The sequence below is a fragment of the Sphingomonas sp. ABOLH genome (genome assembly GCF_003951715.1).
Taxonomy (GTDB): Bacteria; Pseudomonadota; Alphaproteobacteria; order Sphingomonadales; family Sphingomonadaceae; genus Sphingomonas; species Sphingomonas hankookensis_A.
Map to the genome: position 1 here is coordinate 59,685 of NZ_QQWV01000013.1, position 13,533 is coordinate 73,217.

General features: G+C 66.2%; 14 protein-coding genes and 1 tRNA gene. 12 read left to right on the forward strand and 3 right to left on the reverse strand.

Features of this window, described 5'->3' with window-relative positions; genetic code table 11:
* Positions 1-74 precede the first annotated feature (74 nt).
* Together CA237_RS08665 and CA237_RS08670 are read left to right on the forward strand one after the other, a co-directional pair.
* Positions 75-151 (forward strand) — tRNA-His (locus CA237_RS08665).
* A 26-nt stretch (positions 152-177) separates the two neighbouring features.
* A complete protein-coding gene (locus tag CA237_RS08670) occupies positions 178-1,227 on the forward strand; it encodes a Glu/Leu/Phe/Val dehydrogenase dimerization domain-containing protein (RefSeq protein WP_066689847.1) in 1,050 nt (349 codons plus the stop codon).
* A gap of 49 nt (positions 1,228-1,276) precedes the next feature.
* On the opposite strand, the gene CA237_RS08675 is transcribed toward CA237_RS08670, so the two are convergent.
* Together CA237_RS08675 and CA237_RS08680 are read right to left on the reverse strand one after the other, a co-directional pair.
* Positions 1,277-3,052, reverse strand: coding sequence for a cation:proton antiporter (locus CA237_RS08675; protein ID WP_066689891.1), 1,776 nt, complete (start codon positions 3,050-3,052; stop codon positions 1,277-1,279).
* Positions 3,053-3,158: 106 nt separating this feature from the next.
* Complete coding sequence (locus CA237_RS08680) at positions 3,159-4,379, reverse strand: NADP-dependent isocitrate dehydrogenase (RefSeq protein ID WP_126013709.1); 1,221 nt, start codon at positions 4,377-4,379, stop codon at positions 3,159-3,161.
* A gap of 120 nt (positions 4,380-4,499) precedes the next feature.
* Between CA237_RS08680 and CA237_RS08685 the strand changes: the two genes are divergently transcribed.
* Entirely contained in the window at positions 4,500-5,231 is a 732-nt protein-coding gene (locus tag CA237_RS08685) for a phosphatidylserine decarboxylase (RefSeq protein WP_066689849.1), read from the forward strand.
* Positions 5,232-5,233: 2 nt separating this feature from the next.
* Positions 5,234-6,001, forward strand: coding sequence for a phosphatidylcholine/phosphatidylserine synthase (locus CA237_RS08690; protein ID WP_066689850.1), 768 nt, complete (start codon positions 5,234-5,236; stop codon positions 5,999-6,001).
* Here the strand turns inward: CA237_RS08690 and CA237_RS08695 are convergent.
* Positions 5,964-6,188, reverse strand: coding sequence for a hypothetical protein (locus tag CA237_RS08695; protein ID WP_066689851.1), 225 nt, complete (start codon positions 6,186-6,188; stop codon positions 5,964-5,966). The two genes, CA237_RS08690 and CA237_RS08695, sit on opposite strands and share 38 nt — an antisense overlap.
* A 254-nt stretch (positions 6,189-6,442) precedes the next feature.
* Here CA237_RS08695 and rpsB point away from each other — a divergent pair, with 254 nt between their 5' ends.
* From rpsB to CA237_RS08735, 8 genes are all read left to right on the forward strand, one after another.
* Positions 6,443-7,222, forward strand: coding sequence for a 30S ribosomal protein S2 (gene rpsB, locus CA237_RS08700; RefSeq protein ID WP_126013711.1), 780 nt, complete (start codon positions 6,443-6,445; stop codon positions 7,220-7,222).
* Positions 7,223-7,312: 90 nt separating this feature from the next.
* Positions 7,313-8,242, forward strand: a complete 930-nt coding sequence (gene tsf / locus CA237_RS08705; RefSeq protein ID WP_066689853.1) for a translation elongation factor Ts — start codon at positions 7,313-7,315, stop codon at positions 8,240-8,242.
* Positions 8,243-8,390: 148 nt separating this feature from the next.
* Positions 8,391-9,113: a UMP kinase gene (gene pyrH / locus CA237_RS08710; RefSeq protein ID WP_066689854.1), complete on the forward strand. Its 723-nt coding sequence runs from the start codon at positions 8,391-8,393 to the stop codon at positions 9,111-9,113.
* An 18-nt stretch (positions 9,114-9,131) separates the two neighbouring features.
* Positions 9,132-9,689, forward strand: coding sequence for a ribosome recycling factor (gene frr, locus CA237_RS08715; protein ID WP_066689855.1), 558 nt, complete (start codon positions 9,132-9,134; stop codon positions 9,687-9,689).
* A gap of 50 nt (positions 9,690-9,739) precedes the next feature.
* Positions 9,740-10,447, forward strand: a complete 708-nt coding sequence (locus CA237_RS08720) for an isoprenyl transferase (RefSeq protein WP_269746906.1) — start codon at positions 9,740-9,742, stop codon at positions 10,445-10,447.
* The gene (locus tag CA237_RS08725) at positions 10,444-11,247 is read left to right on the forward strand and encodes a phosphatidate cytidylyltransferase (RefSeq protein ID WP_277600134.1); all 804 of its coding nucleotides are present in this window, start codon (positions 10,444-10,446) and stop codon (positions 11,245-11,247) included. The genes CA237_RS08720 and CA237_RS08725 overlap by 4 nt, the downstream gene beginning before the upstream one ends.
* Positions 11,244-12,401 carry a 1-deoxy-D-xylulose-5-phosphate reductoisomerase gene (locus CA237_RS08730; protein ID WP_066689857.1) on the forward strand — a complete coding sequence of 386 codons (1,158 nt, stop codon included), beginning with the start codon at positions 11,244-11,246 and terminating at the stop codon, positions 12,399-12,401. The genes CA237_RS08725 and CA237_RS08730 overlap by 4 nt, the downstream gene beginning before the upstream one ends.
* Positions 12,398-13,531: a M50 family metallopeptidase gene (locus tag CA237_RS08735; protein WP_066689858.1), complete on the forward strand. Its 1,134-nt coding sequence runs from the start codon at positions 12,398-12,400 to the stop codon at positions 13,529-13,531. Before CA237_RS08730 ends, CA237_RS08735 begins: the two co-directional genes overlap by 4 nt.
* Positions 13,532-13,533 lie beyond the last annotated feature (2 nt).

A 13,533-nucleotide genomic window follows, 5' to 3' on the forward strand; every position in this document is an offset into this window, starting at 1 on the left:
TTCCTGCCAGAACGATTATCGTTGCGCCACTGCTTGACCGACGCGCGACGCACGGCTAAGCGCGCCACTCCACGGCGACCGTAGTTCAATTGGTTAGAGCGCCGGCTTGTGATGCCGGAAGTTGCGGGTTCAAGTCCCGTCGGTCGCCCCATCCCTTACAGCGCTGGAGCCGCCGCCGTGCAGACCGATTGGGGTTATCCCGACTTCGACGATCACGAGGGCATCCACCTCTTTTCTGATCACCAGACCGGCCTGCGCTGCGTCATCGCGGTCCATTCGACCGCGCTGGGCCCGGCGGCGGGCGGCGTGCGCTTCTGGCGCTATGCGACCAGTGACGCGGCGGTGACCGACGCGCTGCGCCTGTCGCGCGGCATGAGCTTCAAGAACGCGATGGCCGGCCTGCCGATGGGCGGCGGCAAGGGCGTGGTGCTGGCGCCTGAGGGCGGCGCCAAGACGCCCGAACTGCTGGCGGCTTTCGGTCGTGCGGTCGAATCGCTCGGCGGGCGCTACGTTACGGCCGAAGATGTCGGCATGTCGGAAGCCGACATGATCACGATCTCCGGTTCGACCAAATATGTGTCCGGCCTGCCCGTCGCGGCGGGCAATGCCGGCGGCGATCCGGGGCCCTTCACCGCGATGGGCGTGTATCTGGGCGTCCGTGCGGCGGCCAGGCGAGCGCTGGGCAGCGACGACATGCGCGGCGTTCGCGTCGCGGTGCAGGGTGTCGGCTCGGTCGGTGGCGGGCTTGCGCGCCTGCTGGCCAAGGACGGTGCCGTGCTGACGCTGGCCGACGTCAACGAAGCACGGGCCGAAGCGCTGGCGAGCGAGCTGGGCGCGACGACCGCCGATCCGGCAACGGTCCTGACGCTGGAGGCCGATATCGTCAGCCCCAATGCGCTGGGGGCGGTGCTGGATGAAGCAACTATTGCGGCGCTGCGGTGCCGCGCGGTGGCGGGCGGCGCCAACAACCAGTTGGCGACGGCTGCGGACGGTGCGCGCCTGCAGGATCGCGGGATCCTCTACGCGCCCGATTACGTCATCAACGCGGGCGGGATCATCAACGTCGCGCTGGAATATCTCGGCCAGGGCAACCGTGCCGAGGTCGAGGCCCGCATTGCGCGCATCCCCGACCGGCTGGTGCAGGTGTGGGACGAGAGCGAAGCCAGCGGCAAGCCGCATTCGGACGTCGCGGATGCCATTGCCCGCCGGCTGATCGGCCGCGGCTGATCCTTCGTCGCCAGTCCCGCATCGGCAGGACTGGCGACCTTCTCTTAAGTCACACAGGATCGTCGATCCGGCGCAGGCGGCGGATACGGGGTTCGCGTTCCAGATCGGCCTGCTCGCGGATCGTCTGGCGCAATTCGTCACGCTTTTCGTGGATCGAGGCGATCACCGGTCCCATCGCGACGCCGAGATCGACCAGCACCGCTTCAGACAATTGCAGCGAGCTTTCGAGCGTTTCGGGCACCGCGTCGCTGACCCCGGCTGCATAGAGTTCGGCGGCATGGGTCGCGTCCCGAGCGCGGGCGAGGATCGTCAGGTTCGGCACCCAGCCGCGAACCCGGCGCGTCAACCGCACGGTCAGCACGGGATCGTCCATCGTCAGCACCAGGGCAGACGCACGGCCGAGGTCCAGGCGATCGACCAGTTCGGAACGCGATACGTCGCCGAACAGGATCGGATGCCCTTCCGCGCGTGCCGCCGCGACGTTGTCGATGTCTGAATCGACCGCGATATAGCTCTTGCCGTGGGTCTTGAGCATTTCGGCGACCAGCCGACCCACACGCCCGAACCCGATGATCACGACGCGTGCGGCGGCGGTTTCGACCGGGGCTTCCTCCGGCGTACCCGTGCGATGCTCGATCCGGCGTGACACCCGCTTGCCCAGCGTCGCCAGCAGCGGCGTGATGGTCAGACCGATGGCAGTGACCGTCTGCCAGAAGGCGGCAGTCGACGACTGGATCAGCTGCGCCTGCGTCGCGGCGGCCAGCACGATCAGCGTCGTTTCCGACGGGCTCGACATCAGCAGGCCGGTTTCGGTTGCGGTGCCAGGGCGCACGCCGTTGAACCACAGCAGCCCGCTGGTAACGACCGCCTTCAGCACGACCACGCCGGCGATGGCGCCAAGCAGTTCGGGCCAGTTGTCGGCGATAGTCGCGAGGTCGAGGCTCATGCCGACGGTGATCAGGAACACGCCCAGCGCCAGTCCCTTGAATGGCGCGGTGATGACCTCGACCTCGCTATGATATTCGGTTTCGGCGATCAGCAGGCCGGCGAGCAGCGCTCCGACGATCGGCGACAGGCCGGCTGCGGTCGTGACGAGGCTGGCGACGATGACGACGAGCAGGCTGGCGGACAGGAACAGCTCGGGGCTCTTGGTCCGGGCTGCCTGCGCGAACAGGCGTGGCAGGAACAGGCGGCCGGCGGCATAGAGGCCGACGACGCTCAAGCCGCCCCACATCGCGGTATTGGCAAGGCCGACCCAGCCGTCATCGGTCGCGGTCGGAGCGAGCGCGCCGAGCGCAAAGATGATCGGGACGAGCGCCAGATCCTCGAACAGCAGCATGGAGAAGGCGGTGCGGCCGACCGGTCCGGTCGTGCCTGCCATCGGCAGCACCAACGCGGTCGATGAAAGTGCGAGGGCGAGGCCGAGCCCGATCGCACCCGCGGTTGCCTGACCCAGTACCATCAGCGCGATGCCAATCAGCAGCGCCGATCCGAACAGTTCGGCGGCGCCCAGTCCGAACACCTGCCGGCGCATCGCCCAGAGGCGCTTGAACGACAGTTCGAGGCCGATCGAAAACAACAGGAGGACGATGCCGAATTCGGCGAAGGGTTCGATCGAATGTCGGTCGGTGATGGTGATGTGGAACAGCCAGGGCGCACGGTCGACCAGCGCGCCGAGGCCGAAGGGGCCGACGAGCACGCCGACCAGAATGAACCCGATGACCGGGTTGACCCGAAAGCGGGCAAACGCGGGAATGACGAGGCCGGCGGCCCCCAGAATGACCAGCGAATCGCTGAACGGCGTCGAATCAATCGGCAATGGCATGGCGGCATTGTTGCGGATGCGGCACGGACGCGGCAACCGCTAACGCACGAACGGCGCCCATCCGCGGGGATGAACGCCGTTCGCCTCTACCGATGATGGGGACGGATCAGCTCTGCGCGCCCATCGCCGATTCGAGGTTGACGCGAACCTGTTCGAAGAACTGTTCGGTGGTCATCCACGGCTGGTTCGGGCCGATCAGGATCGCGAGATCCTTGGTCATGTGGCCGGCTTCGACGGTTTCGATGCAGACCTTTTCCAGCGTCTCGGCGAACTTGGTGACTTCCGGCGTGCCGTCGAACTTGCCGCGATACTTCAGGCCGCCGGTCCAGGCGAAGATCGACGCGATCGGGTTGGTCGAGGTCGCCTTGCCCTGCTGATGTTGGCGATAGTGTCGCGTAACGGTGCCGTGGGCGGCTTCGGCTTCGATCGTCTTGCCGTCCGGCGACATCAGAACCGAAGTCATCAGGCCGAGCGAACCGAAACCCTGCGCGACCTGGTCAGACTGCACGTCGCCGTCATAGTTCTTGCAGGCCCAGACGAACTCGCCGTGCCACTTCAGCGCCGATGCAACCATGTCGTCGATTAGGCGATGCTGATATTCGATGCCGGCGGCCTGGAACTGATCCTTGAATTCGGTCGCGAATACTTCCTCGAAGATATCCTTGAAGCGGCCGTCATACGCTTTCAGGATCGTATTCTTGGTCGACAGATACACCGGCCAGCCACGGCCGAGGCCGTAGTTCATCGACGCGCGGGCAAAGTCACGGATCGATTCGTCGAGATTGTACATGCCCATGGCGACGCCGGCGGCGGGGAAGTCGAACACTTCCTCCTCGATCACCTGCCCGTCGGTGCCTTCCCACTTCATGGTGAGCTTGCCCGCACCCGGCACCTTGAAATCGGTCGCCTTATACTGGTCGCCGAATGCATGGCGGCCGACGACGATCGGCTTGGTCCAGCCCGGGATCAGGCGCGGCACGTTCGAGATGACGATCGGTTCGCGGAAGACCACGCCGCCCAGGATGTTGCGGATCGTGCCGTTGGGCGAGCGCCACATCTTCTTCAGGCCGAATTCCTCGACGCGGGCTTCGTCGGGGGTGATCGTGGCGCACTTCACGCCGACGCCATACTTCTGGATCGCCTTGGCGCTGTCGACCGTGATCTTGTCGTCGGTCTCGTCGCGCTTCTCGATGCCCAGGTCATAATATTCGAGGTCGATATCGAGATAGGGGAGGATCAGCCGTTCGCGAATCCATGCCCAGATGATGCGGGTCATTTCGTCGCCGTCGATCTCCACGACCGGGGTTTTGACCTTGATCTTCGCCATGCGCCTGCTCTCGATATTGTTGCGGTTGCGAGGGCCTTAGGGGGTCGTTGGCGCGGGATCAACCGGGCGGGCGGAGCGGGGCGGTTGTCAGCACGACCCGCCTTGGCTACACCACGCTTCATGGCATCGCTCGAAAAGCCCGCGGTCGGCACCACGACCGTCAAGTGGCGCTGGCCCTCGGTTCATCCCGAAGGGCGCAAATACGTCCTCATCGCCGCCGTCATCACCGCCTTCTTCGCCTTCATGGCATGGGAGACGCTGGCATGGCCGATGGGGCTGGTGACCTTGTGGGTCGCCTCCTTCTTTCGCGATCCGATCCGCACGACGCCGCAGGGCGAAGGCCTGATCGTCGCGCCGGCCGATGGCATGGTCACGATGATCCAGCGGGTCGAACTGCCGCCGGAGTTGCGCGGCCCCAACGGTCTTGGCGATCAGCCGCTGGTGCGGGTGTCGATCTTCATGTCGGTGTTCGACGTGCACATCAACCGTACGCCGATCGCGGGCACGGTGCGGCAGGTCGTCTATATTTCCGGCAAGTTCCTGAACGCCGATCTCGACAAGGCAAGCGACGAGAATGAGCGCCAGCATATCGTGGTCGAGGGACTGGATGGGCAGCGGGTCGGCTTCACCCAGATTGCCGGGCTGGTCGCGCGGCGGATCGTCGGCTTCGTGAAGCCGGGGGATTTCGTCGCGGCAGGACAGCGGATCGGCCTGATCCGCTTCGGCAGCCGCGTCGACGTGTTCCTGCCCGAAGGGATCGAGCCGCAGGTTGCGCTGGGCCAGCGCAGCGTTGCCGGTGAAACGGTACTGGGACGACCGGGACTTGCCGCCCCCGTCGGTGTGGCACAGTGAGGATGCGTCGCCAGCTTCCCGTGCGCGGTATTCCGCTGCGTGCCTTCGCGCCCAATGCCATCACCGCGCTGGCGCTGTGTTCCGGCCTGACCGGCATCCGTTTCGCCATTGGCGGCGAGTGGGAGCGCGCCGTGCTGATGGTGCTGCTCGCCGGGGTGCTCGACGGGCTGGACGGCAGGGTCGCGCGACTGGTGCGCGGCGAGAGCAAGTTCGGCGCGGAGCTCGATTCGCTGTCCGACGCGATCTCGTTCGGTGTGTCGCCGGCGCTGATCCTGTACCTCTGGTCGCTGCTGACCGAGCCGCGGATCGGATGGATCGTATCTTTGGTCTATGCGGTATTCACCGCGCTCCGCCTCGCCCGATTCAACGCGCGGATCGACGTGGCCGATCAGCCGCACAAGTCCGCCGGATTCCTGACCGGCATTCCTGCCCCGGCGGGTGCCGGGCTGGCCATGCTGCCGCTATACATCTGGATCTGGTCAGGCGAGGACCTGTTCCGGTCGCCGTGGCTGGTCGCCCCCTGGGTGGCGTTCGTCGCCTTCCTGATGGTGTCGAGCCTCGCCACCTATAGCTGGTCGTCGCTCAAGCTGCGTCCGAACATCCGGTTCGAAGCGATTGTCGGCGTGGTGATCGTTGCGGCTGCGTTGGTGTCCGCCGCGTGGGAAACGCTCACGGCAGTATGCGTCGCCTATCTGGTGACGCTGCCGTTCAGCATTCGCAGCTATGCGCGGGTCAGGCGGCTACGCGAAGCGGCTGCGCAGCGGCCGTAGCGGCGCGCTGGCGGATAACGCCACGGCGCGATGTCAGCCGTACCGGGGGCAGTGGGTCGATCGTCCATTCCGGGCCACGCAGCAGCAGGCGAAGGATGCGGTCCTTTGCCGGAACGATGGTGGCGAAGATCGTCGCCACCGCGACGATGAAACCGAAAGCGAACAACGCAGAAACCAACAGGGCCATCTCGAAACTCCCCGATCATGCGACCATGAAATCGCAAGCCCCCTCAACAGGTTAGTTGAGTTCTTGTTCCATGGTCCGTGTCTGAACCCTGTATGTTCTCATATCGTTCCATCGTCAAGTCTTGATCGCCCGCCGATGTTCCGCTAAGGGCCGCCGTCTCAACCCCACATGGGAAGCGCATATACCGGTGCCCGGGCCTAAGGCCCAAACAAGGGTTCCTGCTTCCCAGAGGATCAACCGGAAGGAATTATCCTATGGCGGCACCCGTCGTCACCATGCAGGCGCTGCTCGAATCGGGCGCGCACTTCGGCCACCAGACCCACCGCTGGAACCCGAAGATGAAGCCGTACATCTTTGGCGATCGTAACGGCGTCCACATCCTCGACCTGTCGCAGACCGTGCCGCTGTTCGCACGCGCGCTCGAATTCGTGTCGTCGACCGTCGCGTCGGGCGGCAAGGTCCTGTTCGTCGGCACCAAGCGCCAGGCGCAGGAGCCGATCGCCGAAGCAGCGCGCAAGTCGGGCCAGCATTTCGTCAACCATCGCTGGCTGGGCGGCATGCTCACCAACTGGAAGACGATCAGCAACTCGATCAAGCGTCTCAAGGCGCTCGAAGAGCAGCTGTCGGGTGACACGCACGGCCTGACCAAGAAGGAAGTGCTGAACCTGACCCGCGAGAAGGACAAGCTGGAGCTGTCGCTCGGCGGTATCCGCGATCTGGGCGGCATTCCCGACATCATGTTCGTGATCGACGCGAACAAGGAAGAGCTGGCGATCAAGGAAGCCAACACGCTAGGTATCCCGGTCGTCGCGATCCTCGATTCGAACGTGTCGCCGGACGGCATCGCCTTCCCGGTGCCCGCGAACGATGACGCGAGCCGTGCGATCCGCCTGTACTGCGAAGCCGTGGCGATCGCCGCGACCCGTGGCGGGCAGCAGGCGATGGCCCATTCGGGCCGCGACCTGGGCGCGATGGACGAGCCGCCGGCAGAGGAAGCGCTGACCGCCGAGCCGGAAGCCGCTGTCGAAGCGTAAGCTGTCACGGAACTGACGTGCGGGCGGGGCAGGGCGGAACACGCGCTGCCTCGCCCGCAAGCATATCGAACACCAATCAGGAGCCTGATCATGGCAGAAGTTACCGCCGCCGCCGTCAAGGAACTGCGTGAGCGCTCGGGCGCAGGCATGATGGACTGCAAGAAGGCGCTGTCCGAGAATAATGGCGACATGGAAGCCGCCGTCGACTGGCTGCGTACCAAGGGCCTTGCCGCCGTCGCCAAGAAGTCGAGCCGCACCGCGGCCGAAGGTCTGGTCGGCGTTGCCGTCGCCGGCACCAAGGGCGTTGCGATCGAAGTCAACAGCCAGACCGACTTCGTCGCCAAGAACGACCAGTTCCAGAGCTTCGTTCGTGACGTCGTCGCGATCGCGCTGGAAAAGGGCGACGATATCGAGGCGCTGAAGGGCCAGGCGATGCCGAACGGCGGCACCGTCGAGGACGCGCTGGTCGCCAACATCTCGACCATCGGCGAAAACCAGGTGCTGCGTCGCGCGAAGGCCGTCGAAGTCGCCAAGGGCGCGGTGATCCCGTATGTCCACAACGCCGCCGCCCCCGGCCTGGGCAAGATCGGCGTGCTGGTCGCGCTGGAATCGGACGCCGGCGTCGACGTCCTCGAACCGCTGGGCAAGCAGATCGCGATGCACATCGCCGCTGCCTTCCCGCTGGCGCTGGACGAGAGCGGTCTGGACCAGGACATCCTGGAGCGTGAGCGCCAGATCGCGACCGAAAAGGCCGCCGAATCGGGTAAGCCGGCCGACATCATCGCCAAGATGGTCGAAGGTTCGGTGAAGAAGTTCGCCAAGGAAAACGCGCTGCTGAGCCAGCCGATCGTGATGGACGGCAAGACGCCGGTCGCGGACGTCGTCGCCAAGGCGGCCAAGGACGCGGGCACGACCATCGTGCTGAAGGACTATGTCCGCTTCCAGCTCGGCGAAGGCATCGAGAAGGAAGAGAGCGACTTCGCCGCCGAAGTCGCCGCCACGGCCGGCCTGACCAAGTAAGGTCCTACCCGCCGATCCGGCAAAGGCAGGGGCCGCAGGTGTGATATGCACCTGCGGCCCTTGTCGTATCGGCCAATGGCCGCTTGGCTTTGCGGGCGGTCGCGGCTAGGGTCCGCCGCGCTCCAATCCAGCCAACTTTGCAGGTTTCATGACCCGTCCCCGCTTCAATCGTATCCTCCTGAAACTGTCCGGCGAAGTGCTGATGGGATCGGGCCAGTTCGGCATCGACCCCGCGATGTGCGACCGCGTCGCCCGCGAGATCAAGGCCGCGCGGGGCGAAGGGCATGAGGTGTGCGTCGTGGTCGGCGGCGGTAACATCTTCCGCGGTGTCGCCGGGGCTGCGGCGGGCTTCGAGCGCGCGAGCGCCGATTATATGGGCATGCTCGCGACCGTGATGAACGCGCTCGCCATGCAGAACGCACTGGAACAGATCGGCGTCGAAACCCGCGTCCAGTCGGCGATCCCGATGGCGTCGGTGTGCGAGCCCTATATCCGCCGTCGCGCGGTGCGCCACATGGAGAAGGGGCGCGTCGTGATCTTCGCCGCCGGCACTGGCAGCCCGTTCTTCACCACCGATACCACCGCCGCGCTGCGCGCCGCCGAAATGGGTTGCGAGGCGCTGTTCAAGGGCACCAGTGTCGACGGCGTCTATGACGCGGACCCGAAGAAGGTGCCGACCGCCAAGCGCTACGACACGCTGGGCTTCGGGCGCGTGCTGGCCGACGACCTGAAGGTGATGGACGCGTCGGCGGTGGCGCTGTGCCGCGACAACAATATCCCGATCGTCGTCTTCAACATTCGCGACGAAGGCAACCTTGCCGCCGTGCTGGCGGGCGAAGGTGTGTCGACGATCGTCCAGAACAACGCTTGATTCAGAAGGAAGTCGGTTATGGCCGCATATAACAAGGCCGATCTGGAGCGCCGGATGGCCGGTGCCGTGGAATCGCTGAAGGGCGACCTGAGCGGTCTGCGCACCGGGCGGGCGGCGGTATCGCTGCTCGATCCGGTGATGGTCGAGGTGTACGGCGCGCACATGCCGCTGAACCAGGTCGCGACCGTGTCGGCGCCCGAGCCGCGCATGCTGTCGGTCCAGGTGTGGGACAAGTCGAATGTCGGCCCGGCCGACAAGGCGATCCGTTCGGCCGGTCTCGGCCTCAACCCGATCGTCGACGGCCAGACGCTGCGCCTGCCGATCCCCGACCTGACCGAGGAGCGTCGCAAGGAACTGGCGAAGCTGGCCGGCAAATATGCGGAATCGGCGCGTATCGCCGTGCGCAACGTCCGTCGCGACGGCATGGAAAGCCTGAAGACCGACGAGAAGAAGGGCGTCTATTCGGAAGACGAGCGCAAGCGCCACGAGACCGAGGTCCAGAAGCTGACCGACGCCACGATCGCCGAGATCGATGCGGCGGCCGATGCCAAGGAAAAGGAAATCCTCGGCAAGTGACGTCGTTCGCCGCGCGTGCTCCGGTTCCGGCCCATGCCGACGAACCGGGCCTGCATTCCTCCGCATCCATTCCGCGTCATGTGGCGATCATCATGGACGGCAACGGCCGCTGGGCGAAGGCCCGGCGCCTGCCGCGCGTGGCGGGCCATCGGCAGGGCGTGGAGGCGGTGCGTCGCATCACCCGGGCCGCGCGCGAACAGGGCATCGAGGCGCTGACGCTCTATGCCTTCTCGTCGGAGAATTGGCGCCGGCCGGAAGAGGAAATCGGCGACCTGATGGGGTTGCTGCGCCATTTCCTGAAGAACGAGATCAAGGAACTGACGCGCGAGGGCGTGCGGCTGCGCATCCTTGGGAATTACCGCGCGCTCAAGGCCGACTTGGTCGAGTTGATCGACGACGCGGTGGCGCGGACGGCGACCAACACCGGGCCGATCCTGGCCATCGCGCTGAACTATGGCGCGCAGGCCGAATTGGTCGCGGCGGCGCGGCGGCTGGCGGAAAAGGTTGCGGCCGGGATGCCCGTGTCGGCGATCGACGAGGCGGCGATCGACCGTGAACTCGATACCGATGGCCTGCCGCCGCTCGACCTGATGATCCGCACGTCGGGGGAACAGCGCCTGTCGAACTTCCTGTTGTGGCAGGCGGCTTATGCCGAGCTGTTGTTCGTCGACACGCTGTGGCCCGATTTCGACGGCGAGTGCCTGGCGCAGGCGATCGCCGCCTATGGCCAGCGGCAGCGCCGGTTCGGGGGCCTGTGATTCCCGATCCCGCCGCCGATCCGGTTGCGCGGCGCAAATCCGACCTTGCCACGCGGACGCTGGCCAGTGTCGGCATGATTGCGGTGGCGGCGACCGCCTTGTGGCTGGGCGGTTTCGTGTTCTGGCTGCTGGTCGCGATCGGCACCCTGTTCATGATGGCCGAATGGGCCGACCTGCACAAAGTCTCGCGCGAGCATAAGCGGCTGGCGCAGTTCGCGCTGACCGTGCCGCTGGCGATCCTGTCGCCGCTGGCGGCGGGAGCGAGTTTCCTGGCGCTGGGGCTGATTATTGGCGCTGCGTTCTTCGTCGTCATCACGACCCGCCTGCCGGGGCTGGCGCGTGGCATCGTCTATTGCTGGGCGCCGGCGCTGGCGGTCGTGTTCCTGCGCGGGCAGGGCGACGGGCTGCTGCTCGCCTTCTGGGCGATGGCGCTGGTCTGGGCATGCGACATCGGCGCCTATTTCGCGGGCCGGTCGATCGGCGGGCCGAAGCTTGCGCCGACGATCAGCCCGAACAAGACCTGGGCCGGACTGATCGGCGGCGTAATCGCCGCGTCGGTGCTGGCGGGCGTGCTGCAATATGCCGGACTGCCGCTGCATCTGGTGCTGGCGACGCCGCTGCTGGCGGTACTGGCGCAGATGGGCGACCTGTATGAGAGCCAGCTGAAGCGCAAGGCCGGGGTCAAGGATTCGGGCAACGTCCTGCCCGGCCATGGCGGCGTCTTGGATCGTTTGGACGGACTGGTTCCCGTCGCGCCGGCTGCGGCGCTGATGGTATTGGCGGGGCTGTATCTGGCATGAAGCGGGTTACCATATTGGGCGCGACCGGATCGGTCGGGTCGTCGACGCTCGACCTGATCGAGCGCAATCCCGATGATTTCGCGGTCGAGGCGCTGACGGCACATCGTGACGTCGGCAAGCTGGCAGCCGCTGCACGCCGGGTCGGCGCGGCGCTGGCGGTGGTCGGCGACGAAGCCTGTCTGCCGGCGTTGCGCGACGCGCTGGACGGCAGCGGGATCGAGGCGGCGGGCGGCGCGCAGGCGGTGGTCGAAGCGGCGGCGCGGCCGGTCGACTGGACCATGGCGGCGATCGTCGGCACCGCGGGGCTGAAGCCGGTCATGGCAGCGTTGGCGCGCGGTGGCGCGGTGGCGCTTGCCAACAAGGAAGCCCTGGTTTCGGCCGGCGATGTGATGATGGCGGCGGCGCGCCGGGCGGGCACCACGCTGCTGCCGGTCGACAGCGAGCATAATGCGGTCTTCCAGTGCCTCGACGATTGCCCGCCCGAGCGCATCCGCCGCATCATCCTGACCGCGAGCGGCGGGCCGTTCCGCGAGCGATCACTGGAAGAGATGCGCGCCATCACGCCCGAACAGGCGGTGGCGCATCCCAATTGGTCGATGGGCGCCAAGATTTCGGTCGATTCGGCGACGATGATGAACAAGGGCCTCGAACTGATCGAGGCGTATCACCTGTTCCCCGTCAGCCCCGAACAGCTCGACGTGCTGGTCCATCGCCAGTCGGTGATCCATTCGATGGTCGAATATGTCGACGGGTCGACACTGGCGCAACTGGGGTCGCCGGACATGCGCGTGCCGATCGCGCACGCGCTCGCCTGGCCCGACCGGATGGATACGCCGTGCGAACGGCTCGATCTTGCCCGGATCGGGCGGCTGGATTTCGAGGCGCCCGACATGGTGCGCTTCTCCGCTCTCGCGCTGGCCCGTGCCGCGCTGTCGGCGGGCGGGGCGCGGCCGGCGATCCTGAACGCGGCGAATGAAGTCGCGGTGGCGGCGTTTCTCGACCGGCGGATCGGCTTCCTCGAAATTGCCGCAATCGTCGCGGATGTTCTGGATCGCTTCGATCCGCCGAAGCCGCAGACGCTCGACGCCGTGCTGACGATCGATGCGGAGGCAAGGGTGTTGGCGGGCGAGCGTGTGAAGGACGGCGTCGCTTGATCGAATCCCCCGGACTGTTGATGACCATCATCGCGTTCCTGCTGGTGCTGGGGCCGTTGGTGTTCCTGCACGAGCTTGGCCATTATGCCGCCGGACGCTGGTTCGGTGTGAAGGTCGATGCGTTTTCGGTCGGGTTCGGCCGGGAGATTGCCGGCTTTACCGACCGGCACGGCACCCGGTGGAAGTTCGGATGGCTACCGCTGGGGGGCTATGTCCGCTTTGCCGGCGACATGAACCCGGCGTCGCAGCCGGATGCGGAATGGCTGCAACTGCCGGCCCATGAGCGCGCTCGCACGTTTCAGGCCAAGCCGGTATGGCAGCGGGCGATCATCGTTGCGGCGGGGCCGGCGGTGAACCTGTTGCTCGCAGTCCTGATCCTGGGTGGCTTTGCCGCAGCCTATGGCGTGGATCGCACGCCGGCCACAGTCGGCGGTGTGGTGCAGGGCAGTGCTGCGGACCGCGCCGGATTGCAGCCGGGGGACCGGATCGCGGCGCTGGACGGGCGGACGATCGAAACCTTTTCGGACCTGTCCTTCTATACCGCGATGCATCCGGGCGAACGGGTGACGGTGGAGTATCTGCGCGGCGGAGCGGCGCAGAAGACCGATGCCGTCATCGGTTCGGTGGTACAGCGCGACCGGTTCGGCAACGAAGCGAAGATCGGCCGGTTCGGCATCGAGCGTGGGCCTCCGGTCTATGCCCCGCTGCCGCTCTGGCAGGCGCCAGCCGAAGGCACGCGGATGGTCGGTGCGATCCTGCGCGGGACCGTCGACGGGCTGTGGCAGATCATCACCGGGCGGCGTTCGATGGACGAAATGGGCGGCCCCTTGCGCATTGCCAAGACGTCGGGCGAACAGCTGTCGCTCGGTTGGCCGGCGCTGGTGACGTTCGTGGCGTTCGTATCCATTAACTTGGGGTTCATCAACTTGTTGCCAGTTCCGATGCTGGATGGCGGCCACCTGTTCTTCTACGCCATCGAAGCGGTGAAGCGCGGGCCGGTCAGCCCGCAGACGATGGAGTGGGCGTTCCGCGGCGGATTGGCGCTGTTGCTTGCATTGATGATTTTCGTCACGGTGAACGATCTGGGGGCGTTCGGCGTGTGGCGTGGGCTGGCCGGCTTGATCGGCTGACG

Coding starts and splice junctions, on each gene's coding strand:
- frr (WP_066689855.1), top strand. CDS start 9,132: ATGGCCGCATATAACAAGGCCGATCTGGAGCGCCGGATGGCCGGTGCC.
- CA237_RS08730 (WP_066689857.1), top strand. CDS start 11,244: ATGAAGCGGGTTACCATATTGGGCGCGACCGGATCGGTCGGGTCGTCG.
- CA237_RS08690 (WP_066689850.1), top strand. CDS start 5,234: ATGCGTCGCCAGCTTCCCGTGCGCGGTATTCCGCTGCGTGCCTTCGCG.
- CA237_RS08680 (WP_126013709.1), bottom strand. CDS start 4,379: ATGGCGAAGATCAAGGTCAAAACCCCGGTCGTGGAGATCGACGGCGAC.
- tsf (WP_066689853.1), top strand. CDS start 7,313: ATGGCAGAAGTTACCGCCGCCGCCGTCAAGGAACTGCGTGAGCGCTCG.
- rpsB (WP_126013711.1), top strand. CDS start 6,443: ATGGCGGCACCCGTCGTCACCATGCAGGCGCTGCTCGAATCGGGCGCG.
- CA237_RS08685 (WP_066689849.1), top strand. CDS start 4,500: ATGGCATCGCTCGAAAAGCCCGCGGTCGGCACCACGACCGTCAAGTGG.
- CA237_RS08675 (WP_066689891.1), bottom strand. CDS start 3,052: ATGCCATTGCCGATTGATTCGACGCCGTTCAGCGATTCGCTGGTCATT.
- CA237_RS08695 (WP_066689851.1), bottom strand. CDS start 6,188: ATGGCCCTGTTGGTTTCTGCGTTGTTCGCTTTCGGTTTCATCGTCGCG.
- pyrH (WP_066689854.1), top strand. CDS start 8,391: ATGACCCGTCCCCGCTTCAATCGTATCCTCCTGAAACTGTCCGGCGAA.